This is a genomic window from Archangium sp. (assembly GCF_036277355.1).
Taxonomy (GTDB): Bacteria; Myxococcota; Myxococcia; order Myxococcales; family Myxococcaceae; genus Archangium.
On sequence record NZ_DASUNC010000034.1, the window covers coordinates 35,107 to 60,724 of the forward strand.

Genomic DNA, 25,618 nt, shown 5'->3' on the forward strand with positions numbered 1-25,618 from the left:
CCCACCTGCCCGGCTTGACACGACCGTGACCTCGACCCCTCTCCGAGCGGGCATGGGGTACACGCGGAGTCCAGGTGGGCCGCTCAGCCCTCGCGGGGGCCGGTGCCGAACAACCACTCCAGGCCGCGCCACACGTTGTCGCGCCAGGCCGAGTAGTTATGGCCGCCGTGGTACTCGCGGTACTCGGCGCGGTGTCCGGAGGCGCGGAGCACGGGGAGCATGCGCTCATTGCCCTCGACGAGCGCCTCGAAGTGGCCGCAGTCCAACCACACGTCGAGCGGCCGGGAGGGAGCGCTCCGGGCGAGGTCGAACACCACGAAGTCGCGGTTCCACACGCTGAAAGCGCCCGACTGCGAGAGCACGCGGCCGAAGACGTGCGGGGCACGCAGCCCCGTGTACAGGGCGATGAGCCCGCCCAGTGACGAGCCAAGAACGGCATGGGCGCCAGGCTCGCGCGTCTCATCCAGGAGGTTCAGCTCGCCACGGGCGAGCGGCAGGACCTTGTCGAGCAGGAAGGCCAGGGTGGCCTCGCTGCAGGCGTACTCGACGGTGCGAGCGGGGCCACCATTGGCCACCATGGCCAGCGCGAGAGGGCGGATGCGGCCCTGGGCGATGAGGTTGTCCACGATGGAGGGCAGCTTCGCGCGGCGCAGGTAGTCCGGCCCGTCGAACACCACCACGAGAGGGCAGGGCTCGGAGGTGGGAGGCGCGTAGAGGTGGACGGCGCGCTGCGAGCCCACACAAAGCTCATGCGTCTCCACCAGGTGACGGGTGACGGTGCCACGCGGCACGCCCCGCTGCCGCAGCGCGAGGGGCGTGGGTTGCGACTCGGGCATGTGGAAGTAGTGGTTGAAGTCCCCGAAGCCGTTGGAGGTGAGGCGCTCGTTGAGGGGATCCCTCACCCGCCGGCCCCTGGCGTCCTGGAAGGCGTACTCCACATACGTATCGCGCGGCAGCTTCAGCGTGTGCGTCCACAGCCCGGGCGCCACCTCCTTCAGGGGGATGGGCTCGCCCGACCAGTCCAGGAAGTCCCCCGCGACGGACACGGGCCTGCGCCCCCGCCACACGAAGGTGGCCGTCTCTCCGTGGATGACCGGTGTGCCCTCCTCGCGGGCCCGCTGCTCCAGTGTCGTGGTGTCCATGGCTCAACCCAGGGTGGAATGGAGAGGCGGAGACGTCGAGTGTCGACGTCCTCCAGCCGCGGCGCGCGTGTAGTAGCCGCCCTGCTCCAGCATCACCACGCGGCGCCCACGCTCGGCGAGCAGGCGCCTCCGAGTCATCTTCCACATGGGGGCGGACGGTAACCGCCCCCGGTGGACCCTGCCAACCTCGCCGCTAGCGTGCGAGGGCGGCACGAGCCGGGCGGATGGCCACCCATCCCAGCAGGGCGGCGACCAGCCAGCGGCCCCAGTGCGAGCGCTTCTCCACGGGGTGGTTGCGCGGGGCGTGCTCGTCGAAGAGCGTCACCATGCCCTTGATGAAGTGGCGCATGTCGTGGGGCCCGCGGCTGGAGAACCAGCGGTCATCGCGGACGCCGGGCTCATCCATCCACTGGGCGCCCGCGTTGCGGAGGTCGTCCTTGATGCCGGGCCACGAGGCCAGCTTGCGTCCACTGGCCAGGCCCGCGGACACGAGCACCCAGGGGCCATGACAGAGCGTGGCGATGGGCCGGCCGTGGCGGTCGAACTCGCGGACGAAGTCGAGCACCTCCTCGCTCTGGCGGAGCTTGTCCGGGTTGACGAAGCCGCCAGGGATGAGGAGCGCGTCGAAATCCGTGGGGCGGACGCTGTGCACCGTCTCGTCCACGCGGACCTTCTTGCCCGGCCACATCAGGTTCATGCCCCGGATGCGCCCCTTGTGAAGGGAGATGATGTCCACCTGGGCGCCCCGCTTGCGCAATACCTTCACGGGAATGGTGAGCTCCACCTGCTCGAAACCATCCGCGGCCAGCACGCCCACCCGGATGCCTCTCAATGTCTTCCTCGCCATGTGCCTGCGCCTCCCGGTTTTCTTCCCGGGCAATCGTCGGCATCCCTCCGGCGCGCGGCATTCTCCGCCCCCTGGACTGGAGGGCGGCCAGGAGAGCGGCCGGAAGGACTCACGGCCCCATGGCCTGCGTGGCCTCCCGGGAAGCGCCATGCCTGGCGAGTATCTGTTTGGCGAACTCGGTCGTGCAGACCGCCACCACGTCATCCAGGTCCCGGTTGAGCTGGATGACTTCAGCGGGCGTCACCTCGCCTGGCTGCTCCGCCCAGAGGCCCAGCACCACGTCCCGGAGCACCGCGAGCTCCGCGAGCACCTCCACGAGGTCGAAGTCGTCTCCGACCCGCTGGAAGGCATGCACCCGGGAGAGCATCTGGCTGCCGTAGACATCCGCCGCGTCGCGCTCGCGCAGCCGCACCACGAGCCAGTCGCTCAGGTCCGGAACGTGGTTCTCCAGGTGCTCCTCGGAGAGGTGCCGTGCGTCACTGAGCGTGCGCACTATTTCCTTCCAGCGGGCGAGGACCTCCTGCCGATGAAGCGCGATGAGTTGAGAGAGTCCCATGGTTGTTTGAATGTCGGTGTGGCCGTGCATGCCCACAAGGGCCCCTTGTCCTCCGGGACAAGGCACGAGCCCCCAGGCAGGATGCCGAGCATCCGGGAGGGAGCACCATGTCGAAGGCCTTCACGAAGGAAGACGCGGGTGGAGAGGACGTTCTGCTGCCTCCGCGGCCCCGCTCGACGACCGGAGAGACGCGGTACATCACGCCCGAGGGCTACCGGGCCGTGCAGGAGGAGCTCGCGGCGCTGACGGCGCTCCCAGTGGCGGCGCGGCCTCCGGACTGGGCGCGCCGGACGCGGCAGCTGGCCACCACCCTGGAGGAGGTCAAGGTGGTGGACGCGGAGCACCCCGACGAGGAGCACGTCTACTTCGGCGCGTGGGTGACGCTCGAGGACGAGGAGGGGGAGGAGACGGCGTACCGCATCGTCGGCCCGGACGAGGCGGACGTGAAGTCGGGCCGCCTCAGTGTCGAGTCGCCCCTGGCGCGGGCGCTCCTCGGCAAGGAGCCCGGCGAGTCCGTCCGGGTCGAGCGCCCCCGCGGCGCCATGGAGTACACCGTCACCAGCGTGTCCTACCAGCCGCCCACCTCCTCCTGAGCCGCTGCCGGCGCTGTCAGGGATGCGGGCTTGCCTCGTCAGGCTTGGTGTTCATATAACACCAACCACGCGAGGACCCTCATGAGCGACACGCAGCGCAGGTTCACCTTCTTCTGGCGGCAGCAGTCCCCGTTCTCGCAGTGGCACCCGTCGGAGTTCATGGTGGAGGGCGTGCGCTTCACGTGCGCCGAGCAGTACATGATGCACGGCAAGGCGATGCTCTTCGGGGACGCGGAGATGGCGGCGCGCATCCTGGAGGCGAGGACGCCCAAGGAGCACAAGGCGCTGGGGCGCAAGGTGCGCGGCTTCGACGGCGCGGTGTGGGAGCGCGAGCGCGAGCGCATCGTCTACGAGGGCAGCCACGCCAAGTTCACGCAGAACGCGGAGCTGCTCGCGGCGCTGCTGGCCACGAAGGGGACGGAGTTGGTGGAGGCCAGCCCGATGGACCGCATCTGGGGCGTGGGTCTCTCGGAGGAGGACCCGCGCATCCAGGACCCCGCGACGTGGCGGGGTCAGAACCTGCTCGGCAAGGTGCTCACACGCCTGCGCGAGGACCTGCTCGCCGCGGGCGTCAGGGCCTGACCTGCTTCATCATCCGCGAGGCGAGCCGGTCGATGACGCCCGGCACGAGCGCCTTGACGGCCAGCAGCAGCCTCGCGGCCGGCATCATCACCAGCTCGCGCTCGCGGCGCTCCATGGCGCGCAGGATGAGCTCCGCGCAGGTGCGCGTGTCCATCACCCGGTTGCCCTTCTCCTCGGCGATGTCCGTGTGGCCCGCCGAGCCATCCGGGCCGAGCGCCCGCGAGCGGATGTTGGAGACGACGAACCCGGGGGACACGACGAGCACGTCCACCCCGGCGCCGCTCAGCTCGATGCGCAGCGAGTCGAAGAACCCCTGCATCGCGTGCTTGGTGGCGGCATAGCCGCTGCGGGTGGGCACGCCACTCTTGCCCGTCAGCGAGGAGATGGCGACGAGCAGTCCCTTGCGCGCCTTCAGGTGCGGGAGCGCCGCGTGCGTGCAGTAGACGGCCCCCAGGTAGTTCACCCGCATGAGGCGCTCGAAGATGGAGAGGTCCGTCACGTCCTCGAAACGGCCCCGCATCGCCATCCCGGCGTTGTTCACGAGGCAGTCGATGCCGCCGAACGCCTCCACGGCGCGCGCCACCAGGCGCCGGCACGCCTCCGGGTCACCCACGTCCGTGGGGACCACCACCGCGCGGCCTCCCGCCCGCTCACAGCGCTGCTTCACCCGCTCCAGCTCCGCCTCGCTCCGGGCCGCGAGCACCACCTGGGCCCCACGCTCCGCGAGCGCCACCGCCAGCTCTTCACCGATTCCCGAGGACGCCCCGGTGATGACCACCGTCTTTCCTTGCATGGACGGCATGCTCGCTCCACCCCCACCCCCCATGGCACCCGGCGCCCCTTCCATCTATTAGAAGAGGTGTGAGCTCCGCCAAGCGCCGCCGCATCCTCGACATCGTGGCCACCGACGCCACCTTCGAGCGCACCGACCACCGCGGGCGCGAGGTGTGGCTCGGAAAGTGCCTGCACTGCAACACGTACCTCGCCATCAGCCTGGAGGGCGAGCCCATCAGCCGCGCCACCATCGAGCACATCATCCCCCGGGTGCACGGCGGCACGGATGCGCTGGAGAACCTCGGCCTGGCGTGTGCCCGCTGCAACCAGGGCAAGGGCAGCCGGCATGATCGCCACTTTGATCGCGATCCCCGGGTCCGACAGTTGGTGGACCGACTGCTCGAGCGCCGCCGCGAGCGCTGGCGCGATCCAGAAGACGCCTGAGCCGCGTGGGTTCAAGCTCCCTTCCATCTCGTAGAAGAGAACATCATCCAGACAAGTTTCCGCCCGCGCCACAACGTGGCGGGTCGTGGTATCCCCCTGCTCGCGGACAGAGAAAGGTTGACACCCGGATAATGATGCTCGATGGTCACGCGCCGCGTTGGGACGGGACGAGGAGGAGGGACCCCGCCCACCGCACATCTTCAGTCGGATGGGGTCGGGCGTGTCCGCATGTCTCCTGCCAGGGCAGGAGCCGTCGCAGCCACAGCAACGCCGTGCATGAGCTTCTTGTTCCAGTCTTCCTGTGTCACCTCCGGTCCGGCCGCACCGTCCTCCCGGTCGCGTCCTTCCGGAGCTGCCCCAATTGACTAGCCCCCGGTCCTGGATATGAGCGGTCCTCTCTTCCCACGCTGGACGAACACGGTGTCGCGAGCCTCGGCCGCGGCGCTTCTTGCAATCCCCGCGATCGCGCTGGGCGGTCTGATGGCGTACGTGCGTTCCCCGTTCGTCACCAACCAGAACCGGCCCATCGAGCAGCCGATCGAGTTCGACCACCGGCACCACGCCGGTGACGAGCAGATCGACTGCCGCTACTGCCACTTCTCCGTGGAGAAGTCGCCGTCGGCGGGTATCCCCTCCACCACCGTGTGCATGTCGTGCCACGCGCAGGTGTGGAACAAGAGCCCGTACCTGACGCTGGTGCGGCAGGCGTACTTCACGGACCAGCCCATCCCCTGGGTGCGCGTCCACAACCTGCCCGACTTCGTCTACTTCAACCATGCCATCCACGTGGCCAAGGGCGTTGGCTGCGTCACCTGCCACGGCCGCGTGGACCACATGGCCGCCATCGAGCAGTACCAGCCGCTCACCATGCAGTGGTGCCTGGACTGCCACCGCAACCCGAAGCCCAACCTGCGTCCGCAGGAGTTCATCACCAGCATGACCTGGCAGCCGCCCGAGAATCACGAAGAGGCCGCCAAGCTCGCCGACACGCTGGCTGAACAGTACGACGTTCACTCGCGCACGAGCTGCTCCACATGCCACCGCTGAAGCCCAAGCTCGACGGAGCCCCCATGAAGGACACCCCTACTTCCTTCGCCCTGCCGGTCGTCTCCGACAAGGCCGAGGCCGCGCACGACCACGACCACAACGACGTCGTGGGTGAGGCGCTCGATCACGCCGCCGCGCACTCCGTGCAGTCCGAGGGCGCCTACGGGAAGACCTACTGGCGCAGCCTCGAGGAGAGGCTCGGCCAGCCCGAGTACCTTGAGGAGACCCGCCCCGAGTTCCCCACGGGCGCGGACCTGCCTCCCACCGGCGTGGCCCGCCGCGAGTTCATGCAGCTGCTGGGCGCCTCGCTGGCCCTGGCCGGCGCCACCGCCTGCTCCACCCGTCCGGTGGACGAGCGCATGGTGCCCTACACCCGCACGCCTCCCGAGATGGTGCCGGGCAACCCCCTGCACTACGCCTCGGGCATGACGTTCGGGGGCCACACCTCCGGTCTGCTCATCACCGCGCGTGAGGGCCGCCCCATCAAGGTGGAGGGCAACCCGCAGCACCCCGTCAACCTGGGCGCCGCCGGTCCCTTCGAGCAGGCCTTCCTGCTCTCCCTGTACGATCCCCAGCGCGCCCGCGTGCTGCGCTACCGCAAGGAGCCGCGCTCGCTGCGCACCTTCGGTGAGGACATCGGCACGGTCATCGCCAAGGCGGCGCAGGAGAACGGTGGAGCGCGCGTGCGCTTCCTCACCGAGCCGAACGCCTCCCCGGTGCTCGGCGACATGCGCGCGCGCATCCAGCAGCGCCTGCCCAACGCGAAGTTCATCACCTACACGTCCGTCACCCAGGACCCGGCCAACGAGGGCACCCAGGCGGTGCTCGGCACGCCGGCCACCCCGGTGTTCGACTTCGCGAAGGCGGATGTCGTCGTCTCCCTGGACGCCGACTTCCTGGAGAGCCGCCCGTCCAACCTCGCCTACGCCCGCGCCTTCGCGCGCCGGCGTGACCCGGCCGAGGGCAACCTCAACCGCCTGTACGTCGCCGAGCCGCGCTTCACCCTGACTGGCGGCATGGCGGACCACCGTCTGCGCGCGAAGTCCCAGGAAGTGCTCGCCATCGCCGCCGCCCTCGCCTCGCGCGTGGGTGGAGGGGCCGAGGGCCTGGGCGCCGCCGCCGCCGCGAAGGCCCAGCTGAACAGCGCCCACCAGAAGTGGGTGGATGCCGTCGCCGCCGACCTGCGCGCCGCCGCGGGCCGCAGCGTGGTGGTGGCCGGTGAGCGTCAGCCCGCCGCGGTGCACGCCCTGGCCGCCGCGCTCAACTCGGCGCTCGGCAACGTGGGCCAGACGGTGCGCTACGTGGCCCCCGTGGTCACCGAGAACACCCAGGCCTCCGGCCTCCGCCCCCTGGTGGAGGAGCTGAACAACGGTGGCGTGGACGTGCTCGTCATCACGTCCTGGAACCCCATCTACAGCACCCCGGCGGACCTGGGTCTCCAGAAGGCGCTCAGCCCGGAGAACCCCCACCGCAACAAGGTCACCGTCGTCTACACCTCGCTCTTCGAGGACGAGACGAGCGCGTACGCCGACTGGTTCATCCCGGCCGCGCACGAGTTGGAGGCCTGGAGCGATGGCCGCTCCGCCGACGGCACGGTCACCGTGGTGCAGCCGCTCATCCAGCCGCTCCACAACGGCGTGCCCGCCACGGAGCTGCTCGCCCTCTTCCTGGGTGAGCCGTACCGCACCAGCTACCAGATCCTCCGCGACTTCTGGCGCGGCCGCTCCGCCGCCATCGCGGACTTCGAGACGGCCTGGGAGACGTGGGTGTCCGTGGGCATCGTGCCGGACACGGCCTCGCCGGCCGTCACCGCCACGCCCAACCTGGACGCCGCCCGTGCCCTGGTGGATGCCTACACCCCGCCCACCTCCGGCGGCCTCGAGGTGAACTTCGTCACGGACTACAAGGTCTACGACGGCCAGTTCGCCAACATGTCCTGGCTGCAGGAACTGCCGGATCCCATCTCGAAGATCACCTGGGACAACGCGGCCTACGTCAGCCCGGCCACCGCCGATGTTGAGAATCTGCACCCGGGTGACAAGGTCAAGCTCACCACCCGCACCGGCTCGCTCGAGGTCCCGGTGTGGATCATCCCCGGCATCGCCGACGGGGTGATCGTCCTCCCGCTGGGCTATGGCCGCACGGGTCTGTTCGAGACGGTGGCCAAGGAGGTGGGCTTCAACGCCAACCTCGTGCGCAGCGTGGACGCCCCCTGGTTCGAGGGTGGCGCGAAGCTGGAGAAGGTGAAGGCCACGCACAAGTTCGCCCTCACCCAGAGCCACTGGCGCACCGAGGGCCGGCCCATCGCCCTGGACATGTCGGTGGAGCAGTTCCGGCACGAGCAGGAGCAGGAGAAGAAGAACGCCAGCCCGCTGCTCTTCCGCGTCCGCGGCGACGTCGAGGGGCCCAACCTCATGCCGGATTTCAAGTATGAGGACTACAAGTGGGCGATGGCCATCGACCTGGCCCGCTGCACCGGTTGCGCCGCGTGCGTGGTGGCCTGCCAGTCGGAGAACAACATCCCCGTCGTGGGCAAGGAGCAGGTGTCCCGCAGCCGCGAGATGCAGTGGCTGCGCATCGACCGGTACTTCTCCGGCCAGGAGCTGCACGATCCGGAGATGGTCATGCAGCCCGTCGCCTGCGTGCACTGCGAGAAGGCGCCCTGCGAGTACGTGTGCCCGGTGAACGCCACCGTCCACTCGGACGAGGGCCTCAACGACATGGTGTACAACCGCTGCGTCGGTACGCGGTACTGCTCCAACAACTGCCCGTACAAGGTCCGCCGCTTCAACTACCTGCACTACACCGCGGACAAGACGCCCACGCAGAAGATGCAGATGAACCCGGACGTCACGGTGCGCAACCGCGGCGTCATGGAGAAGTGCACCTACTGCGTGCAGCGCATCGAGCGCGTCCGCATCAAGGCGCGCGTCGAGAAGCGGCCCATCTTCGAGAAGGAGCTGCAGACCGCCTGCCAGCAGACGTGCCCCACCGAGGCCATCGTGTTCGGCACCCTGAGCGATCCCAACGCCCAGGTGACGAAGCACCACAACGACGAGCGCGCCTACAAGCTGCTGAACGAGCTGGGCACCAAGCCGCGCACCGCTCACCTCATCCGCCTGCGCAACCCCAATCCCGCCCTCGCGTCCGCCAGGCCCGCCGGCGAGTCGCACGAAGGAGGCCACTGAGCCATGGCCGAGACCGCTGCTCATACCGCCGCTTCGCTCGATCCGCTCGAGCCGCGGCCCCTCGTCGCGCCGCACCACGACGACAAGTCCCTCAATGACACGCTGTTGGATCACGTGTGGGCCAAGCCCGGCAAGGGCTGGTTCATGCTGTTCGGCCTGGCCCTCGCGGCGCTCGGTCTGCTCGTCCTGGGTGTGACCGTCACCCTGGCCCGCGGCATCGGCATGTGGGGCAACAACCAGCCCAACGGCTGGGCCTTCGACATCGTCAACTTCGTCTGGTGGGTCGGTATCGGCCACGCCGGTACGCTCATCTCCGCCATCCTCCTGCTCTTCCAGCAGAAGTGGCGCACGAGCATCAACCGCTTCGCCGAGGCCATGACGCTCTTCGCCGTGTGCTGCGCGGGTCTCTTCCCGCTGCTGCACACGGGCCGTCCCTGGTTCGCCTTCTGGCTCTTCCCCTACCCCTCTACCCTCGGCGCCTGGCCGCAGTTCCGCTCGCCGCTGGTGTGGGACGTGTTCGCCATCTCCACGTACCTCACCGTGTCCGCCCTCTTCTGGTACGTGGGTCTCATCCCCGACCTGGCGGCCCTGCGTGACTCGTCCAAGGGCAAGCTGCAGCGCACCATCTACGGCCTGTTCGCCCTCGGCTGGCGCGGCTCCGGCCGTCACTGGCACAACTACAAGATCGGCTACCTGCTGCTGGCCGGTATCTCCACCCCGCTCGTGGTCAGCGTGCACACGATCGTGTCCTTCGACTTCGCCACCTCGCTCATCCCCGGCTGGCACGCCACCATCTTCCCGCCCTACTTCGTGGCCGGCGCCGTGTTCAGCGGCTTCGCGATGGTGATCACGCTGATGGTGCCCGCCCGCAAGTACCTCAAGCTCCGGGACGTCATCACCGACCGCCACCTGGAGAACATGAACAAGGTGATTCTGGCGACGGGCCTCATCGTGTCCTACGGGTACATGATGGAGCACTTCATCGCCTGGTACTCCGGCAGCGAGTTCGAGATCTGGACCTTCTACGTGAACCGCGCCCGCGGTCCGTACGCCGGGGTGTACTGGCTGATGATCGCCTGCAACGTCATCACCCCGAACATCTTCTGGTTCAAGAAGTGCCGGACCAGCATCCCCATCATGTGGGTGGCGTCCATCCTGGTGAACATCGGCATGTGGTGCGAGCGCTTCATCATCATCGTGACGTCGCTGACCCAGGACTTCCTGCCGTCGTCGTGGGACCTGTACAGCCCGACCTGGGTGGACTGGTCCATCTACGTCGGAACCCTGGGCCTCTTCAGCACGCTGTTCCTCCTGTTCCTCAAGTTCGTCCCCGCGGTCGCGGTGAGCGAGGTGAAGGAGCTCCAGCTGGAGCTCAAGCACGCCGCCCACCACGCCGCTCATGGCGCGGAGACTGGCGCCGCCGGGACCCTCACCCACGGAGCGCACTGAACCATGTCCGCCGAAACCAAGGTTCTGGATAGCTGGGTGCTGGCCGAGTTCGCCACTCCCGACGCCCTGGTGGATGCCACCCGGCAGATGCGGGAGAAGGGCTACCAAGGCATGGACACCTACTCGCCCTACCCGCTGCACGGTGGGTCCGAGGCGCTGGGCCTGCCGCCCTCGCGCGTCCCCTTCATCGCCCTGGGTGGCGCGCTGACGGGGATGATCACCGCGCTCGCCTTCCAGACGTACATGAACACCATCGACTACCCGCTCAACGTGGGTGGCCGTCCGACGCTGAGCCTGCCGGCCTGGGTGCCCATCACCTTCGAGCTGTCGGTGCTGCTCACCGCGTTCGGCATCTTCTTCGGTCTGCTGGGGCTCAGCCGTCTGCCCCAGCCGTACCACCCGGTCTTCGAGAGCGAGGAGTTCCGCAGCGCGTCCACGCACGGCTACTGGCTGAGCGTGCCCACGGCGGAGACCACCGTGAAGCCCGACGACATCAAGAACCAGCTCACGTCCCTGGGTGCCACCCATGTGACCGTGGTCACGGGAGAGAAGGAATGAAGTGGCTCATCCCCGCGGCCGGGCTCGCCCTGGCCGGCTGCAACGTCCCGTCCGAGTTCCTCCAGCGCATGGAGGCTCAGGCCAAGTACGAGTACTACGAGACGAGTGAGTTCTGGGCGGATGGCAGGGCCATGCGCACCCCTCCCGAGGGCACCATCCCGCGTGAGCGGCCGGTGGGCAACCCCGGCATGAGCACGGGCCGCGTCAACGGCACGCTCGTCTCCGGCATCCCGCTCGAGCTCAACCGCGAGGTGCTCGAGCTGGGCCAGAAGAAGTACAACATCGTCTGCTCGCAGTGCCATGGCCGGCTCGGTGACGGCAACAGCGTGGTGGCCGAGAACATGGCCCTGCGCCTGCCGCCGTCCCTGCTCGAGGTCGCCAACAAGCCGGACGGCCACTTCTATGTCGCCATCAACGAGGGCTACGGCGTGATGCCGTCGTTCTCGGGTGAGCTCAACACCCAGGAGCGCTGGGCCGTCGTGGCCTACGTCCGTGCGCTCCAGCGCGCCCGCAACAGCCAGGTGGGCGGCCAGCCCCTTCCGCAGGAGAACCGGTGATGATTGCCGTGGATCGTTTCAACGGCGGCTCCAAGACGATGACCCTGGCGGGTGCCGTGGGCGTCGTCGGTCTGGTGCTGACCGCCGTGGGGTTCTTCACCGCGCCCCAGCCGACGATGTTCAGCTACCTGTTCGGCTTCACCTACTGGCTGGGCATCTCGGTGGCCGCCATCATCATGGTGGCCATCTTCCACACGGCCAAGGCCAAGTGGATCACCATCCTGCGCCGCACGATGGAGACCATGGGCTCCAGCGTGTTCGTGTTCGCCCTGCTCGTGCTGCCCCTGCTCTTCGGGGCCAGGTACATCTTCCCCTGGGTGGACGGCGCCAGCTGGGTGTTCCCCGGCACGGACGGCGTGAAGTTCACCGAGGTGGAGCTGCACCACCTGCACCACAAGCACCCCTACCTCAACCTGACCTTCCTCTACGTGCGTCAGGCCATCTACTTCGGGGTGTGGATCTTCGTGTCCTGGCGGCTGCGCACCTGGAGCATGGAGCAGGACGCCTCCGGCGCCCTGGAGCTCACCGTCAAGCAGCGGCGCTTCTCCCCCGGCTCGCTCCCGTTCCTTGCGCTGACCATTACTTTTGCTGGTTTCGACTGGCTGATGAGCCTCACGCCGCTCTGGCAGTCCACCATCTTTGGCGTCTATTACTTCGCCGGAAGCTTCCTGGCCGCCTTCTGCGTGCTGACGCTCGCCACGGTGAACGCCCAGGGCAAGGACGAGTACGGGACCTTGGTGACGACGGCGCACTACCACAACCTGGGTAAGCTCATGCTGGCCTTCACGGCCTTCTGGGCCTACATCGCCTTCTCCCAGTTCCTCCTCATCTGGGTGGCCAACATCCCGGAGGAGGCCGGCTGGTTCAAGCTGCGCATCGAGGGCGAGTGGAAGCCGCTGTCCATCGCGCTGTTCGTGATGGGCTTCGCGGTGCCCTTCTTCACCCTGCTGTCGCGCAACCTGAAGCTCAAGCCGCGGCTGCTCGCCGTGGTGGCCGTCTACCTGCTCATCATGCACGCGGTGGACATGTACTGGCTCATCTGGCCGGCGTACTCGCCCAAGGCCCCGTCGTTCCACTGGACGCTCATCACCGCCTTCATCGGCGTGGGTGGACTGTCCGTGGCCGCGGCCATGTGGCAGGCCCGGGGCCGGTACACGCTGCCGGTGAAGGATCCCTACATCTCGGAGTCGCTGAGGTACGTGCAGCCATGAAGAAGACCGAGTCGGAGCTCGAGTCGCGCGTCATCCGTGGCGCGCATGGCGTGGCCGCCGAGGAGGACCACATCCTCACCGGCAAGGTCGTCCAGGTGGGCGTGGTGTCGCTCGTCATCTTCATCGTCGGCGGTATCTGGGCCTGGCGCATCCAGGTGGCGACGACGCACGAGTTCGTCCCCGAGGGTTCGGCCCCCGTCCCGGCGCTCATCACGCCGGACAAGGACGGCAAGACGGCGTACGAGATTGGCATCGTGAACCAGCGCATGTTCCAGCTGGACACGCACGCCGAGGAGAAGATCGGCTCCCAGCAGAAGGCGCTGGAGAGCGGCTGGGCGGACGAGCCCGGCGTGGTGGCCCGTCCCACCATCTCCACGGCGATGAATCAGATCATCTCCGAGCAGGCGGCCAGCCGGCAGCAGCAGCAGGCCCCCGCCAATCCCACCCCGGCGCCGCAGCCCGCGCCCCCGAAGCCGTAGTTTCGCGGTAGAAGAAGAAGCGCGATGTACACCCCCTCCTCTCCCCTCATTCTCCGCGCCGCGATGGCGGCCCTGCTCCTGGCGCTCGGCGCCGGGACGCAGGCGTACGCCCTCCCGGGTGGCGGCAAGGTTCCCAAGAGCATCATCGACGCCCAGTCGGATGCCCCGCCGCAGGTGCGCGGGGTGGACGTCGAGGAGCACCTCGGGGACCTGGCGCCGCTGGAGGCCCAGTTCACCGACGCCTCCGGCAAGCCGGTGCGCCTGCGGGACGTGCTCCCGCGGACCCGGCCGGTGCTGCTCACGCTCGTCTATTACAACTGCCCCCTGCTCTGTAACCTCGTCATCAACGAGCAGATCCGCACCATGCGGGAGCTGGGGCTGGAGCTGGGCAAGGACTACGAGGCGGTGACGGTGAGCATCGACCCGAAGGACACCCCGGCGCAGAGCCACGAGCGGCGCCGCAAGCACCTTCAGTCCATGGGCCTGCCGGAGACGGCGCCCTGGCACTTCCTCACCGGCACCGAGGAGAACATCCACCAGCTCGCGAACACCGTGGGCTTCAAGTACGCCTACGACACGGGCACCCAGCAGTACGTGCACCCGGCCGTTCTGATGGTGCTCACCCCCGAGGGGGCCATCTCCCGCTACCTCTACGGCACGTCCTTCCCCGCGAAGGACATGAAGCTGGCCCTGCTGGAAGCGGCCGGTGGCCGCGTGGGCACCAGCTTCGACCGCATCGTCCTCACCTGCTTCAAGTATGACACCGCCACCCGGCGGTACGGCTTCTACATCTTTGGATTCCTCCGGATAGGCGCGCTCATGGTCTTTGGCGCGCTCGCTACCATGCTCGCCTACTACTGGAGGCGTGAGCTGAAGAAAGGCGCAGCAGCATGAACGAGTTGCTGAACACATTCCTGTTCCTGCCGGAGCAGGCGTCGACCTTCGCGGAGCGGGTGGACCGCCTGCACTACTTCGTCGTCTCCGTGACGATGCTGAGCTCGCTCGCGGTGGGCACGGCGGCGGTCTTCTTCTTCTTCCGCTACCGCAAGCGCAAGCCGAACCAGACGACGGAGTACGTCGTCCCGTCGGTGAAGACGGAGTTCCTCTTCGTCTCGCTGCCGCTGTTCTTCTTCCTGACGTGGTTCGTCATCGGCTTCCGGGACTTCGTCTTCGTCTCCACTCCGCCCAAGGACGCCATGGACGTCTACGTCATGGGCAAGCAGTGGATGTGGAAGTTCTCCTACCCGGAGGGCCCCAACGGCGTGAACGTGCTGCACGTGCCGGCCAACCGCCCGGTGCGTCTGCTCATCACCTCGCGTGACGTGCTCCACTCCTTCTTCGTGCCGGCCTTCCGCATCAAGATGGATGCGATTCCGGGCCGCTACACGCAGACCTGGTTCGAGGCCACCAAGCCCGGCACGTACCAGATTCTGTGCACGGAGTACTGCGGCCTGTCTCACTCCAAGATGCTGGGCGAGGTGGTCGTGCTCGCGCCCGAGGAGTGGGACGCGTGGGTGAAGGAGCAGCGCAAGGGCGCGCTGCAGAACCGCCAGGACGCGCTGGCGGACCTGAGCCTCGTGCCGCACCCGGCCCGCATGGCCGAGCAGGGCCAGAAGGTGGCCGCCGAGGTGGGCTGCTTCAAGTGCCACACCGTCAATGGCGAGCCGCACATCGGGCCCACCTTCCTGGGCCTCTACGGCCGTACGGAGACGTTGGACACCGGCCGCAACATCCGCGTGGACGAGGCGTGGATCACCCAGTCGATGATGGACCCGGGTGCCCACCTCGTGGCCGGCTACCCCAACGTCATGCCCACCTACCAGGGCAAGCTGACGGGCCCCCAGACGGCGGCCATCGTCGAGTACATCAAGACCCTGCGCACTCCGGACATCCGCACCGGCGCTTCTCAAGGACCGACCTATGAGCCCATCCAGTAGCATCGCAGCCGAGCCGGGCGCCGTGCCCGCGCCGGATGAGCATCACGAGCACCACCCGAGCTACCTGGTCGACGGCACCACGGTGAAGTCGTGGCTGCTGACCCTCGACCACAAGCGCATCGGGGTGATGTACCTCATCTGGGTCCTGCTCTTCTTCCTCATCGGCGGCATCTACGCGCTGATCGTCCGCCTGGAGCTGCTGACTCCGGGGCCGACCATCATCGACGCGATGACGTACAACCGCGCCTTCACCATGCACGGCGTGGTGATGATCTTCCTGTTCATGATTCCGGCCATCCCGGGCGCCTTCGGCAACTTCATGCTGCCGCTGATGCTGGGCGCCAAGGACGTGGCCTTCCCGCGGCTGAACCTGCTCTCGCTCTACCTGCTGCTCACGGGCGCGTTCATCGCCATCTGGGGAATGATCAACGGCGGCATGGACACGGGCTGGACGTTCTACACCCCGTACAGCACGCACACGACGACGACGGTGGCGCCCATCCTCTTCGGCGCGTTCATCATCGGCTTCAGCTCCATCGCCACGGGCCTCAACTTCATCGTCACCACGCACACCATGCGCGCCCCGGGCATCACGTGGTTCAAGATGCCGCTGTTCGTGTGGGCCATGTACGCCACGGCGTGCATCCAGGTGCTGGCCACGCCGGTGCTCGGCCTGGTGCTCCTGCTGGTGGTGGGTGAGCACCTGTTCCACTTCGGCATCTTCGACCCGGCGCAGGGCGGAGATCCGGTGCTCTTCCAGCACCTGTTCTGGTTCTACTCGCACCCCGCCGTGTACATCATGGTGCTGCCGGCCTTCGGCGTGATGTCCGAGGTGGTGGCCGCCTTCAGCCGCAAGAACATCTTCGGCTACCGCGCGGTGGCGTTCTCCTCGCTGGGCATCGCCTTCGTGGGCTTCTTCGCGTGGGGCCACCACATGTTCGTGTCCGGCCAGTCCACGTTCAACGCGGGCGTGTTCGCGGTGCTGACCATGCTGGTGGGTGTGTTCACCGCCATCAAGGTCTTCAACTGGGTGGGCACCGTCTACAAGGGCGCGGTCGACTTCAAGACGCCCTTCGCCTACTTCTGCGGCTTCCTGTACTTCACCGTGTTCGGCGGCATGACGGGCGTGGCCTTCGCCACGGCGTCGCTGGACGTGCCCTGGCACGACACCTACTTCGTGGTGGCGCACTTCCACTTCATCATGGTGGGCGCGACCATCATGGCCTTCATGGCCGCCCTCCACTACTGGTTCCCGAAGATGTTCGGGAAGATGTACCACGAGGGGTGGGGCCTGGTGTCCGCGGCGCTCATCATCCTGGGCTTCAACGCGACGTTCATCCCGCAGTTCCTCCTGGGCAACGCGGGCATGCCGCGGCGCTACTACGAGTACCCGGAGCGCTTCCAGACGCTGAACGTGGCCTCCACGGCCGGCGCCTCGCTGCTGGCGTTCGGCTTCCTCATCAGCGCCATCTACCTGACGTACGCGCTGGTGTACGGCCGCCGCGCCGCCTCCAACCCGTGGCGCAGCCGCGGCTACGAGTGGATGACGGAGTCTCCGCCTCCCACGCACAACTTCGTGGGTCCGCAGCCCACGTACTCCGAGGAGCCCCACTTCTACGTGGAGCCCCAGAAGGCCGAGGTGCCCGATGCAGTCTAGTACCGCCACCGCCGGCGTGGCCGGCGTGCCCCACCGGCCCCAGGTGGCCGCGCACTTCGCCTCGCTCGAGGTGCAGAACCACGCGGCCCGGCTCGGCATGTGGCTGTTCCTGGCCACGGAAATCCTGCTGTTCGCCGGCCTGTTCGTCATCTACGCCAACTACCGCTTCCTCTTCCCGGAGGCGTTCGCGCTGGCCAGCCGTGAGCTGAACCTCAACCTGGGCACCTTCAACACCCTGCTGCTCATCACCTCCTCGTTCACCGCCGCCATGGCGGTGCACTACGCCAAGGAGGCGAAGAACAAGCAGGTGGTGGTGATGTTCGTGCTCACCATCCTCATGGCCATGGGCTTCCTCGTGGTGAAGTACTTCGAGTACGCCCACAAGTTCCACGAGCACCAGCTCCCCGGCCCCTACTACGCCTTCCCGGGCCTCACCCTGCCGGGCGCGTCCGCCTACTTCACCATCTACTTCCTCTCCACGGGCCTGCATGCCTTCCACGTCATCGTGGGCATGATCGTGCTGGGGTGGGTGACCCTCAAGGCGATGAGGAACGAGTTCAGCGCCTACAACTACACGGCGGTCGAGCTGGGCAGCATGTACTGGCACCTGGTGGACCTGGTGTGGATCTTCCTCTTCCCCATGCTGTACCTCATCTAAGGGAGCGCCCTTCTCATGTCCGCCATGGCCAACGAGTCGTTCAAGGAAGACCGTGAGATGCGCCAGGAGCACCACTCCGGACCCGGCAAGTACGTCGCGGTCTGGGCGGCCCTGATGGTGCTCACCCTCGTCACGGTGTTCACCGGACGCATGCACATCCCCACGGGCGCGCTGGCGCTCGCGCTGGTGATCGCCTCCGTGAAGGGCGCCCTCGTGGCGCTGTTCTTCATGCACCTGGCCGAGCACCAGGGCGCCAGCCGGCTGGTGTTCGCCACGTCCATGCTGTTCGTGGTGCTGATGCTGCTCTTCACCCTCTTCGACATCGGCACCCGCTTCCGCCCCGCCCTGCCCTCCTACTCCACGCCCGAGGAGTGGCCCGTGCAGACCCGCGGCCAGTCCGGCCGCTACGGCGGGGAGCTGAAGGCCCCGGGTACCAACCCGAAGTAGGCACGTCTCCGGGATGGACTCCACGCGGCGCCGCGGCTCACTGCCCGGCGCCGCGTTCCATTTGCGGGCCCCGTGTGCAACATCCCCACTCCAGCCCCGTCTCAGTGGGAGAGGGAGTTGACGCATGCACCTGGTTGCCGCCTCCGAAGAACAGATGGTCCAGCGCGACGCGCTCACCTACTCCGAGTGGGGCAAGTTCCTCTCCCTCGAGGAGTACGCCGCCCGGGAGAAACGGCTGCGCGCCCACCCGTGGTCCCGCTCGGCCATGCGCACCTGGTTGCTGTGCGGCGAGGACGGCGCAGTGCTCGCCTCCTGCGAGACGTTCCGCACCCCCAGCTTCCTGCGCATCCCGGGGGGCTCGCTCGTCCCGGGCGACAGCTTCGCCATCGCCAGCGTCTTCACCGAGGAGCGGCTGCGCGGCCAAGGGTACGCCACCCGCCTGATGGACCTGCTCGCCGCCGAGCTGGAGCGCCAGCCTCGCGCCCACGCCGCCCTGCTCTTCTCCGACGTGGGCCCCCGCCTCTACGCGCGCTCGGGCTACCAGGAGCTGCCCGCCTGGGACTGGCACCTGTCCCCCACCCCGGGAGACCCCGCCGGGCCCGTGGACTCGCTCCTGCGCGAGGACGAGCTCGCCACGGCCCTCGCCCACCTGCGCCACCCCGAGGTGCCCTTCTTCTTCTGGCCCACCCCGGCCCAGCTCGACTGGCACCTGGAGCGCGGCCGCATCTACGCCGGGCACCTCGGCTGCTCCCGCCCCACCTCCGCCGGTGCCAGGGCCGGGACGTCCACCATCCTCTGGGGACTCGTGGGCCGGAGCCCGGAGTTGACGGTGCTGATGCTCGATGCGCGCTCCGCCTCGGAGACCTGGGCCCTCCTGGAGGCCGCCCGGCACGAGGCCTCCCGCTGCGGCCTCTCCCGCGTGGTCCTGTGGGAGGAGCCCTCCCATGCCACCTTCCTCGAGCTCCTCAAGGGCGGCGGCATCACCCGGGTGGCCCGCAACGGCTCGCTGCCCATGGTGCGGCCCCTCCGCCCCGGCCTGCCCCCCATCACCCCTCTCCTCCCGGCCCCCCGTGGGCTCTGGGTGTGAGGAACCGCTAGGATGCGGCCATGGCCGAACGCACCCGCATCATCGAGGGCACGTGGAACTGCACCTCCTGCGATGCCCGGAACATCCTCGCGAGGCACCGCAGCTGCCCCAGCTGCAACAACCCGCGCGAGGAGACGGGCCAGGAGTCCGAGTTCGACTTCGGTGAGGCGGATGCCACCACCGGCAAGTCCCTCGGCGAGGGCGTCACCGACGAGAAGGCCCTCTCCGCCGCCCAGGCCGGGGCCGACTGGTTCTGCGACTACTGCTCCGCCTCCAACCGCGGCGACTCCCCCATCTGCCGCAACTGCCGCGCCGAGCGCTCCTCCACCTCGCGCGCCCTCGCCGAGGAGCCCGAGGAGCCCATCGAGGCCCCCCGTCCCCGCCGCTCGGCCCCCGTGCCCCCTCCGGCTACCCAGGGCTCCGGGCGCAAGTGGCTCTACGTGGGGCTCGGCCTCCTCACCGTGTTCGGCTCGTGCATGTACTGGGGCTCGCGCACCCACGGCGTCACCGGCCAGGTCACCACCACCGAGTGGACGCGCACCATCCACCGGGAGACCTTCCAGCGAGTGTCCCGCGAGGGCTGGCGCAGTGATTTGAGCGTCCGCTCGTCCCGCATGCCGGTGAATGGCACGGGCGAGGTGGCCGGCGTGGAGAACATCCGCGCCTGCTTCCCCCGCCAGCGCGGCACCCGCCAGGTGGCCGATGGCACCGAGCGCGTGTGCTCCACCAAGACGCGCCGAGAGCAGTGCGGCACCACGGAGAAGTGCACCCGCAAGAAGATGGGCAACGGCTACATGAAGGAGACGTGCCGGGACGAGCCCAAGTACTGCAGCAAGTCCTACCAGGACTGCGACACGCGCACGCGCTACCGCTCCGAGCCCGTCTACGACGTGAGCTGCACCTACGACACCTACGTCTGGCAGCCGGTGGACAAGAAGGTGGAGTCCGGCCACGACTGCGCCCCCCGCTGGCCCGCGCTCGAGCCCGGCCCCCTGGACCGGCTGCGCCGCGAGGAGAAGTACGCCGTGCGCATCGGCTACGAGGACGGCGACACCCAGGAGCACGTGCACGAGCCCAAGAGCGAGGCCGAGTTCCTCACCTGGAAGAAGGGCCAGTCCGTCCCCCTCGAGGTGAACAACTTCGGCTCGGCGGAGATCGTCGCCGGCGATGCCGTGCGCTGAGCCCCTCCCATGCCCATGGAATGCACCCGCTGTGGCGCCTGCTGCGTGGCGCCCGACATCGCCGCCCTCGACAAGCCCCTGGGCATGCGCTGCCCCCACCTCACCGCCGACAACCTCTGCTCCGTCTATGACCGGCGCCCCGACGTCTGCCGCGCCTACCAGGCCGACGAGGTCTGCCGCCTCATCGACGCCCCCACCCTCGAGGAGCGCGTGGGCAAGTACCTCGCCCTCTTCGAGCTGACCGAGGAAGCCCAAGCCCTGCGCGCGCGCGGCTGTTCCTCCATGCGCGAGGCCCGCCGCGGGTGATATCCCCCCGCTCGTGTCCTTCCAACCCACCGAGCCCTTCGCCCCCGCGCGCGGCCTCGCCTCGCCCCACGCGCAGACCATCTTCGCCACGCTCGCGCGCCCCACCCACGCCCCGCCCCTGAAGCGCGAGCGCTGGGAGCTGCCCGACGGAGACTTCGTCGACCTCGACTCCTTCGACGGCCCCCAGGGCGCTCCCCATGTGGTGACCCTCCACGGCCTCGAGGGCTCCTCGCGCTCCGGCTACATCGCCGCCATCCTCCGCGGCGCCGCCGAGCGCGGCTGGGGCGCCACCGCCATCAACTTCCGCTCCTGCAGCGGCGAGCCCAACCGCCTCGCCCGCTCCTACCACTCGGGCGACATCGGCGACGCGCTCTCCGTCATCAAGCACCTGCGCGCCCGCCTCACCGGCCCGCTCTTCGCCGCGGGCTTCTCCCTGGGCGCCAACGTGCTGCTGCGCCTCATGGAGGAGACAGGGGACAACTCCCTCGTGGACGCCGCCGCCGCCGTGAGCGCCCCCTTCGACCTGGGCGTCTGCGCCGACACGCTCGACGGGCCCGGCCCCTTCCAGCGCCTCTACCGCGCGCGCTTCCTGCGCACCCTCAAGAGCAAGGCGCGCGAGAAGCTCCGCCGTTTCCCCGGTGTCTTCGACGGCGCCGCCATGGAGCGCGCCAGCACCATCCGCGGCTTCGACGACGCCGTCACCGCCCCGCTCCACGGCTTCCGCGACGCCACCCACTACTACGCCGAGGCCTCCTCGGGGCCGCGCCTGCACGCCATCCGCCGCCCCACCCTGCTGCTGAGCGCCAAGGATGACCCGATGATCCCCGCCTCCACCCACCCCCAGGACGTGGCGGCCCATCCCGCGCTGCACGCCGTCGTCACCGAGCGCGGTGGCCACGTGGGCTTCGTCGCCGGCAGTCCCTTCTCGCCGTCCTACTGGGGCGAGGCCCAGGTGCTGGCCTTCTTCTCCGCCCGCAATGCGAACACCCGGCCGGTGTGACCCGGCCGGGCTTCCACACAGGGCGACCCCTCGCCCTCCCCACCCACCTACCCCGCGACGGGCGGTCCATCCGCCCCCAACCCCCGCACCACCGCCCCGTCGCGAGGCCCCCCACGGTACCGCCCAACCCACCCCATCCAACCCCATCCAGCAGCACCGCCCCGTCCTGCGCATGGAGGCATGAGCACATGCCGTGCCGACGCCCCCGTCCGGACGCGCACCTCGTGATTCCAGGGGGTTGGAGAACCGTCCCGTGCATGGGACGGCGAAGGGGAGTCCGGGGACCGGAAAAAACTCCGTGGAGAGGGAAAAACCTTTCCCAACCGCACTACAACTCCACCATGAGCCTTCCCCCCTGCGGCCTCTACCGCACCCGCCGCGCGCTCGGCACGCACATCCCCGCCGGGCGGCTCGTCTACTTCCACAACCACGGCGACCCGGGCCCCGGCCTCTACCTGCCCAGCGGCTGGGCAGCCAACCGGGCTCGCTGGCACGCGCGGGGTACGACGCTGCCGGACGCCTCGTGGGCCGAGCACCTCGAGCCCCTACCTCCCGAGGGCCTCTACCGTGTCCTCGCGGCATTCCACTGCTGTCCCCAGCGCTGCCGCACCTTCGAGCCGGACCAGCTCGTCCAGCTCGGCTACACCGGCGAGGCCCACCCCCTGCTCTTCCTGCCCGAGTGGACCGAGCAGGGCCTCGGCCTTCCCTCCACCGGCACCCGCGTGGAGCGCGAGGTCCTGGAGCGGCTCGCCCCGCTGAAGGTGGCCCACAGTGAGTCCGCCCCGGCCGCGGGAGACGGCCTCCTGCACTGACACCGGCACTCCCGGTGGCGCCTCTTCCACACGGAAAGTGACCGCCGCCCGGCACGCGGGGTCCTACCGGTTCGAGGAGGAAACCCCTTGCGTCTTCCCGTCGCAGCAGCGCTGCTCACCCTCGTGGCGTGCTCCCGCACCACCGAGGGACCTACCCCGTCCGTTTCCGGAGCCACCAACCCCCGACAGCCCGGCCTCCAGCCCGCCCGCGTCTGCAACGCGCAGGGCGGCACCGCCGGGTGGCGGGTGTCGCTGGCCGGCAGCGGCTTCGCCCCCATGCCCCAGGACGTGCTCACCGACTCGCCCCGCGTGGGCCTGCCCGAGGTGACGCTCCGGGGCGCCTCCACCGCCACGCTCCCCCGCGAGCGCGTCTTCTTCGTCAGCGCCAGCCAGCTCGACGTGGACGTGCCCACCCGTGACACCTCGCCCGCCCAGGAGCTGGCGCCCGGCAACTACTCGGTGGAGGTGAAGAACCCGAGCGGCACCACCGGCCAGCTCGCCGACGCCCTGCTCGTGGTGCCCCCGCCCACGCTCACCAGCGCCACCGCGCCGGAGGGCTTCACCCAGACGGCCCCCTCCCCGGTGGAGCTCGTGGGCACGGGCTTCCGCGCGGACGAGGCCCCCACCGTGGTCATCCGCGGCGCCGGCCTCCCCGAGGTGACGCTCACGGACGTCACCGTGGTGTCCACCACGCGGGTGACGGCGAACGTGCCGCCCAACACCCCCGCGGGCACCTACGACGTGGTGCTCACCAACCCCGAGGGCTGTGCCTTCACCCTGCCCCAGGGGCTCGTCGTCAGCTTCGTGCGCCTGGGCACGCTCACCCTCGACCCGCGCTTCGGCTGGCGGCGGCAGAACCAGTCCATCACGATCTTCAACACGCCCTCCCGCGCCGAGGACCAGACCTTCTCCGGTGGCCTGCCGGAGATCGTCCTCTTCGCGCCGCTGAAGACGGACCCCACGAAGCCGGTGGAGATTCCCCTGCGGCGCGCGGCCTTCGTCAACGGCAACACCGTCACCGCCGTGGTGCCCACCTGCTCGGGCAACGCGGCGCTGCCCCTCACCGACCCCGAGTGCCCCAACGGCATCGTCCCCGGTGGCCCCTACGCGGTGCGCGTGAAGGACCCCAGCGGCGCCGCCGGCTCGGTGACGGCGGAGAACGGCTTCACCGTGCTGGAGGACCCGGCGCCCTCCATCACCTCCATCGCGCCGAGCGCCATCACCACCAACGGCCTGACCGAGCCCACCAACCCGCTGGTGGTGACGGGCAGCAACTTCGGCGCCAACGCCAAGGTGCAGCTGCTCCTCAAGCCCATCGGCAGCCAGAACATCCGCGCGTGCGACCTCACCGCCACCGGCACGCCGGGCACCACCGAGTTGCGCGCGCTCGTCACCAACGTGGCCGCGGACAAGTGCGTCGAGTACACCCCCACCGGCACCCAGGTGGCCGCCACCGGAGGCTTCGCCCTCAGCGAGGGCCTCTACGTGGTGCGCGTGCAGAACACCAACAACCCGGCCTACGCCAACTACTCGGGCCTCATCGTCACCAACCCCGCCGCCAACCCCACGAACGCGGGCACCAAGGTCGCCCCCCTCACCACGAAGCTCACCGGAGCGCGGGCCAACTTCCCCCTCGTGGTCGCCACGGATGACCTCGGCCAGCCGTACCTGTACGCGCTGGGCGGCACCAACGGCACCACCGCCCTCGCCTCCGTCGAGGTGGCCCCCGTCACGCTCTTCGGCGAGCTCGGCGGCCAGTGCACCGGGAGCACCTGCACCTTCCTCACCCTCGAGCGCTCGCCGCTGGGCGCGGGCGCGTCCCCCGTCGCCCGGCGCGGCCACACCGCCGTCGTGCGCACCGTCCCCGGGGATACCTCCTATGTCTTCGTCCTCGGCGGCATCCGCGCCGATGGCACGGCGATGACCACCGTGGAGCGCGCCCAGGTCCTCAAGGTGGCGGACGCGCCCGCGCTCCAGCCGCCCACCGTGGACGCACCCGGCAGCCTCCCCGCGGGCACCTTCTACTACCGCGTGTCGGCGATCCTCTCCCCCACCGACCCCAAGAACCCGGGTGGAGAGACGCTGCCCTCGGACGAGTACCCGGTGACGGTGGGGGCCGCGGGCGGAGGCTCCACCACCCTCACCTGGCCCTGCCTCCCCAACGCCACGGGCTACCGCATCTACCGCACCGTGGGCGCCAACGCGGCCTCGGGCAGCGAGCTGCTGCTCGAGCAGGTGCCCGCCTCGGACTGCACGGGCGCGACCCCGCCCCCCGTGAGCTACACCGACACCGGCACGACGACGCCCGCGGGCGATGCGCCCCTGCCGCCCGGAGCCCTCGGCAAGTGGGCCGGCGCGGGCACCCTGCTCCAGGAGCGCGGCAACGCCGCCGCCCGGCTCGTGGATGACACCGTGTACGTGACCGGCGGCTTCTGCTCCACCGTGGGCACCGGCTGCGCCAGCGCGGGCACGAGCCTGGCGAGCGTCGAGCGCGCCACCTTCACCGCCAACACCGCGGACCTGGGCACCTTCTCGGCCGCGGGCACCCTCACCCGGGCGCGTCAGCGGCACTCGCTCGCCGTGGCCAACGCCGTCACCGCCCCCAATGCCTTCACCCCCGCCACGCCGGACAACAGCCAGGACGCCTGGCTCCTCGTGGTGGGCGGCGACGCGGGAGGCGCTCCGCTCACGGGCACCGGCATCATCGAGACGGCCCAGGTGAAGAGCTCCGCGGGGCCCACCGCCGCGCCCGCCTTCACCCAGGCGCCCTACAACACCGCCAGCACACATGGTGGCTGGGCCGAGATCGCCTCCAACTACCTCTTCCAGGCCGGCGGCACGGGCGGCGCGGGCTTCGCCTTCCGCTCCAACCTCGTCTGCGGCGGCACGACGAGGGATCCCGCCAGGTGCACGGCGCCCACCAGCTTCGACGGCACCCTCGGCGCCACCTCGGTGGCGTACCTGAGTGGCGGCCCCCGCTACCTCTCCGGCAACGTCCTCTTCCGCGCCTTCGTCTACGCCGCGGGCGGCTTCCCCAATGACGCGGGCGGCACGCCCACCGACACCGTCGAGCGCCTCATCTACTAGGCACCCGGGAGCGCACCAC

Annotated in this window: 25 protein-coding genes; 21 read left to right on the top strand and 4 right to left on the bottom strand. The window is 69.2% G+C overall.

Features of this window, described 5'->3' with window-relative positions:
- Positions 1-83: 83 nt before the first annotated feature.
- The 3 genes from VFZ09_RS08275 to VFZ09_RS08285 all read right to left on the bottom strand — a co-directional run bounded on the left by VFZ09_RS08275 (position 84) and on the right by VFZ09_RS08285 (position 2,545).
- The gene (locus VFZ09_RS08275; RefSeq protein WP_329726952.1) at positions 84-1,142 is read right to left on the bottom strand and encodes an alpha/beta hydrolase-fold protein; all 1,059 of its coding nucleotides are present in this window, start codon (positions 1,140-1,142) and stop codon (positions 84-86) included.
- Positions 1,143-1,335: 193 nt separating this feature from the next.
- The gene (locus VFZ09_RS08280; protein WP_329726953.1) at positions 1,336-1,989 is read right to left on the bottom strand and encodes a type 1 glutamine amidotransferase domain-containing protein; all 654 of its coding nucleotides are present in this window, start codon (positions 1,987-1,989) and stop codon (positions 1,336-1,338) included.
- 109 nt (positions 1,990-2,098) lie between these two features.
- A complete protein-coding gene (locus VFZ09_RS08285; protein ID WP_329726954.1) occupies positions 2,099-2,545 on the bottom strand; it encodes an RsbRD N-terminal domain-containing protein in 447 nt (148 codons plus the stop codon).
- A 107-nt stretch (positions 2,546-2,652) separates the two neighbouring features.
- Here VFZ09_RS08285 and VFZ09_RS08290 point away from each other — a divergent pair, with 107 nt between their 5' ends.
- Entirely contained in the window at positions 2,653-3,138 is a 486-nt protein-coding gene (locus VFZ09_RS08290; protein WP_329726955.1) for a GreA/GreB family elongation factor, read from the top strand.
- Between the two features lie 81 nt (positions 3,139-3,219).
- On the top strand, positions 3,220-3,720 hold the full coding sequence (locus VFZ09_RS08295) for an NADAR family protein (protein WP_329726956.1): 501 nt from the start codon (positions 3,220-3,222) through the stop codon (positions 3,718-3,720).
- Here the strand turns inward: VFZ09_RS08295 and VFZ09_RS08300 are convergent.
- The gene (locus tag VFZ09_RS08300; protein WP_329726957.1) at positions 3,710-4,522 is read right to left on the bottom strand and encodes an SDR family oxidoreductase; all 813 of its coding nucleotides are present in this window, start codon (positions 4,520-4,522) and stop codon (positions 3,710-3,712) included. The genes VFZ09_RS08295 and VFZ09_RS08300 overlap by 11 nt on opposite strands.
- Before the next feature lie 59 nt (positions 4,523-4,581).
- Here VFZ09_RS08300 and VFZ09_RS08305 point away from each other — a divergent pair, with 59 nt between their 5' ends.
- The 19 genes from VFZ09_RS08305 (at position 4,582) to VFZ09_RS08395 (ending at position 25,599) form a co-directional block, all read left to right on the top strand.
- Positions 4,582-4,938: an HNH endonuclease gene (locus VFZ09_RS08305; protein WP_329726958.1), complete on the top strand. Its 357-nt coding sequence runs from the start codon at positions 4,582-4,584 to the stop codon at positions 4,936-4,938.
- Positions 4,939-5,322: 384 nt separating this feature from the next.
- The gene (locus tag VFZ09_RS08310) at positions 5,323-5,985 is read left to right on the top strand and encodes a cytochrome c3 family protein (RefSeq protein ID WP_329726959.1); all 663 of its coding nucleotides are present in this window, start codon (positions 5,323-5,325) and stop codon (positions 5,983-5,985) included.
- Positions 5,982-9,173, top strand: a complete 3,192-nt coding sequence (locus VFZ09_RS08315; protein ID WP_329726999.1) for a TAT-variant-translocated molybdopterin oxidoreductase — start codon at positions 5,982-5,984, stop codon at positions 9,171-9,173. Before VFZ09_RS08310 ends, VFZ09_RS08315 begins: the two co-directional genes overlap by 4 nt.
- Before the next feature lie 3 nt (positions 9,174-9,176).
- A complete protein-coding gene (gene nrfD / locus VFZ09_RS08320; protein WP_329726960.1) occupies positions 9,177-10,622 on the top strand; it encodes an NrfD/PsrC family molybdoenzyme membrane anchor subunit in 1,446 nt (481 codons plus the stop codon).
- Between the two features lie 3 nt (positions 10,623-10,625).
- Entirely contained in the window at positions 10,626-11,180 is a 555-nt protein-coding gene (locus tag VFZ09_RS08325; protein WP_329726961.1) for a DUF3341 domain-containing protein, read from the top strand.
- Positions 11,177-11,737 carry a cytochrome c gene (locus VFZ09_RS08330; RefSeq protein WP_329726962.1) on the top strand — a complete coding sequence of 187 codons (561 nt, stop codon included), beginning with the start codon at positions 11,177-11,179 and terminating at the stop codon, positions 11,735-11,737. Before VFZ09_RS08325 ends, VFZ09_RS08330 begins: the two co-directional genes overlap by 4 nt.
- A complete protein-coding gene (locus VFZ09_RS08335; RefSeq protein WP_329726963.1) occupies positions 11,737-12,948 on the top strand; it encodes a hypothetical protein in 1,212 nt (403 codons plus the stop codon). The genes VFZ09_RS08330 and VFZ09_RS08335 overlap by 1 nt, the downstream gene beginning before the upstream one ends.
- Entirely contained in the window at positions 12,945-13,427 is a 483-nt protein-coding gene (locus VFZ09_RS08340; RefSeq protein WP_329726964.1) for a hypothetical protein, read from the top strand. Before VFZ09_RS08335 ends, VFZ09_RS08340 begins: the two co-directional genes overlap by 4 nt.
- A gap of 24 nt (positions 13,428-13,451) precedes the next feature.
- The gene (locus VFZ09_RS08345; RefSeq protein WP_329726965.1) at positions 13,452-14,321 is read left to right on the top strand and encodes an SCO family protein; all 870 of its coding nucleotides are present in this window, start codon (positions 13,452-13,454) and stop codon (positions 14,319-14,321) included.
- Entirely contained in the window at positions 14,318-15,364 is a 1,047-nt protein-coding gene (coxB, locus tag VFZ09_RS08350; RefSeq protein ID WP_329726966.1) for a cytochrome c oxidase subunit II, read from the top strand. Before VFZ09_RS08345 ends, coxB begins: the two co-directional genes overlap by 4 nt.
- The gene (locus tag VFZ09_RS08355) at positions 15,348-17,021 is read left to right on the top strand and encodes a cbb3-type cytochrome c oxidase subunit I (protein ID WP_329726967.1); all 1,674 of its coding nucleotides are present in this window, start codon (positions 15,348-15,350) and stop codon (positions 17,019-17,021) included. The genes coxB and VFZ09_RS08355 overlap by 17 nt, the downstream gene beginning before the upstream one ends.
- The gene (locus VFZ09_RS08360; protein ID WP_329726968.1) at positions 17,011-17,679 is read left to right on the top strand and encodes a cytochrome c oxidase subunit 3 family protein; all 669 of its coding nucleotides are present in this window, start codon (positions 17,011-17,013) and stop codon (positions 17,677-17,679) included. Before VFZ09_RS08355 ends, VFZ09_RS08360 begins: the two co-directional genes overlap by 11 nt.
- 15 nt (positions 17,680-17,694) lie before the next feature.
- Complete coding sequence (locus tag VFZ09_RS08365; RefSeq protein WP_329726969.1) at positions 17,695-18,126, top strand: cytochrome C oxidase subunit IV family protein; 432 nt, start codon at positions 17,695-17,697, stop codon at positions 18,124-18,126.
- A 124-nt stretch (positions 18,127-18,250) separates the two neighbouring features.
- On the top strand, positions 18,251-19,213 hold the full coding sequence (locus VFZ09_RS08370; protein WP_329726970.1) for a GNAT family N-acetyltransferase: 963 nt from the start codon (positions 18,251-18,253) through the stop codon (positions 19,211-19,213).
- 20 nt (positions 19,214-19,233) lie between these two features.
- A complete protein-coding gene (locus VFZ09_RS08375; protein WP_329726971.1) occupies positions 19,234-20,394 on the top strand; it encodes a hypothetical protein in 1,161 nt (386 codons plus the stop codon).
- Positions 20,395-20,409: 15 nt separating this feature from the next.
- Positions 20,410-20,700 carry a YkgJ family cysteine cluster protein gene (locus VFZ09_RS08380; RefSeq protein WP_329727000.1) on the top strand — a complete coding sequence of 97 codons (291 nt, stop codon included), beginning with the start codon at positions 20,410-20,412 and terminating at the stop codon, positions 20,698-20,700.
- A 13-nt stretch (positions 20,701-20,713) separates the two neighbouring features.
- The gene (locus VFZ09_RS08385) at positions 20,714-21,700 is read left to right on the top strand and encodes a YheT family hydrolase (RefSeq protein ID WP_329726972.1); all 987 of its coding nucleotides are present in this window, start codon (positions 20,714-20,716) and stop codon (positions 21,698-21,700) included.
- 341 nt (positions 21,701-22,041) lie between these two features.
- Positions 22,042-22,512, top strand: coding sequence for a hypothetical protein (locus VFZ09_RS08390; RefSeq protein WP_329726973.1), 471 nt, complete (start codon positions 22,042-22,044; stop codon positions 22,510-22,512).
- 87 nt (positions 22,513-22,599) lie between these two features.
- Positions 22,600-25,599 carry a hypothetical protein gene (locus VFZ09_RS08395; protein ID WP_329726974.1) on the top strand — a complete coding sequence of 1,000 codons (3,000 nt, stop codon included), beginning with the start codon at positions 22,600-22,602 and terminating at the stop codon, positions 25,597-25,599.
- Positions 25,600-25,618 lie beyond the last annotated feature (19 nt).

Bases quoted from the DNA above. Each gene is read 5' to 3' on its own strand.
- VFZ09_RS08310 (WP_329726959.1), top strand. From the start codon at position 5,323: ATGAGCGGTCCTCTCTTCCCACGCTGGACGAACACGGTGTCGCGAGCC.
- VFZ09_RS08370 (WP_329726970.1), top strand. From the start codon at position 18,251: ATGCACCTGGTTGCCGCCTCCGAAGAACAGATGGTCCAGCGCGACGCG.
- VFZ09_RS08365 (WP_329726969.1), top strand. From the start codon at position 17,695: ATGTCCGCCATGGCCAACGAGTCGTTCAAGGAAGACCGTGAGATGCGC.
- VFZ09_RS08280 (WP_329726953.1), bottom strand. From the start codon at position 1,989: ATGGCGAGGAAGACATTGAGAGGCATCCGGGTGGGCGTGCTGGCCGCG.
- VFZ09_RS08290 (WP_329726955.1), top strand. From the start codon at position 2,653: ATGTCGAAGGCCTTCACGAAGGAAGACGCGGGTGGAGAGGACGTTCTG.
- VFZ09_RS08300 (WP_329726957.1), bottom strand. From the start codon at position 4,522: ATGCCGTCCATGCAAGGAAAGACGGTGGTCATCACCGGGGCGTCCTCG.
- VFZ09_RS08390 (WP_329726973.1), top strand. From the start codon at position 22,042: ATGAGCCTTCCCCCCTGCGGCCTCTACCGCACCCGCCGCGCGCTCGGC.
- nrfD (WP_329726960.1), top strand. From the start codon at position 9,177: ATGGCCGAGACCGCTGCTCATACCGCCGCTTCGCTCGATCCGCTCGAG.
- VFZ09_RS08380 (WP_329727000.1), top strand. From the start codon at position 20,410: ATGGAATGCACCCGCTGTGGCGCCTGCTGCGTGGCGCCCGACATCGCC.
- VFZ09_RS08345 (WP_329726965.1), top strand. From the start codon at position 13,452: ATGTACACCCCCTCCTCTCCCCTCATTCTCCGCGCCGCGATGGCGGCC.
- VFZ09_RS08285 (WP_329726954.1), bottom strand. From the start codon at position 2,545: ATGGGACTCTCTCAACTCATCGCGCTTCATCGGCAGGAGGTCCTCGCC.
- VFZ09_RS08325 (WP_329726961.1), top strand. From the start codon at position 10,626: ATGTCCGCCGAAACCAAGGTTCTGGATAGCTGGGTGCTGGCCGAGTTC.
- coxB (WP_329726966.1), top strand. From the start codon at position 14,318: ATGAACGAGTTGCTGAACACATTCCTGTTCCTGCCGGAGCAGGCGTCG.
- VFZ09_RS08340 (WP_329726964.1), top strand. From the start codon at position 12,945: ATGAAGAAGACCGAGTCGGAGCTCGAGTCGCGCGTCATCCGTGGCGCG.
- VFZ09_RS08335 (WP_329726963.1), top strand. From the start codon at position 11,737: ATGATTGCCGTGGATCGTTTCAACGGCGGCTCCAAGACGATGACCCTG.
- VFZ09_RS08375 (WP_329726971.1), top strand. From the start codon at position 19,234: ATGGCCGAACGCACCCGCATCATCGAGGGCACGTGGAACTGCACCTCC.
- VFZ09_RS08295 (WP_329726956.1), top strand. From the start codon at position 3,220: ATGAGCGACACGCAGCGCAGGTTCACCTTCTTCTGGCGGCAGCAGTCC.
- VFZ09_RS08275 (WP_329726952.1), bottom strand. From the start codon at position 1,142: ATGGACACCACGACACTGGAGCAGCGGGCCCGCGAGGAGGGCACACCG.
- VFZ09_RS08360 (WP_329726968.1), top strand. From the start codon at position 17,011: ATGCAGTCTAGTACCGCCACCGCCGGCGTGGCCGGCGTGCCCCACCGG.
- VFZ09_RS08330 (WP_329726962.1), top strand. From the start codon at position 11,177: ATGAAGTGGCTCATCCCCGCGGCCGGGCTCGCCCTGGCCGGCTGCAAC.
- VFZ09_RS08355 (WP_329726967.1), top strand. From the start codon at position 15,348: ATGAGCCCATCCAGTAGCATCGCAGCCGAGCCGGGCGCCGTGCCCGCG.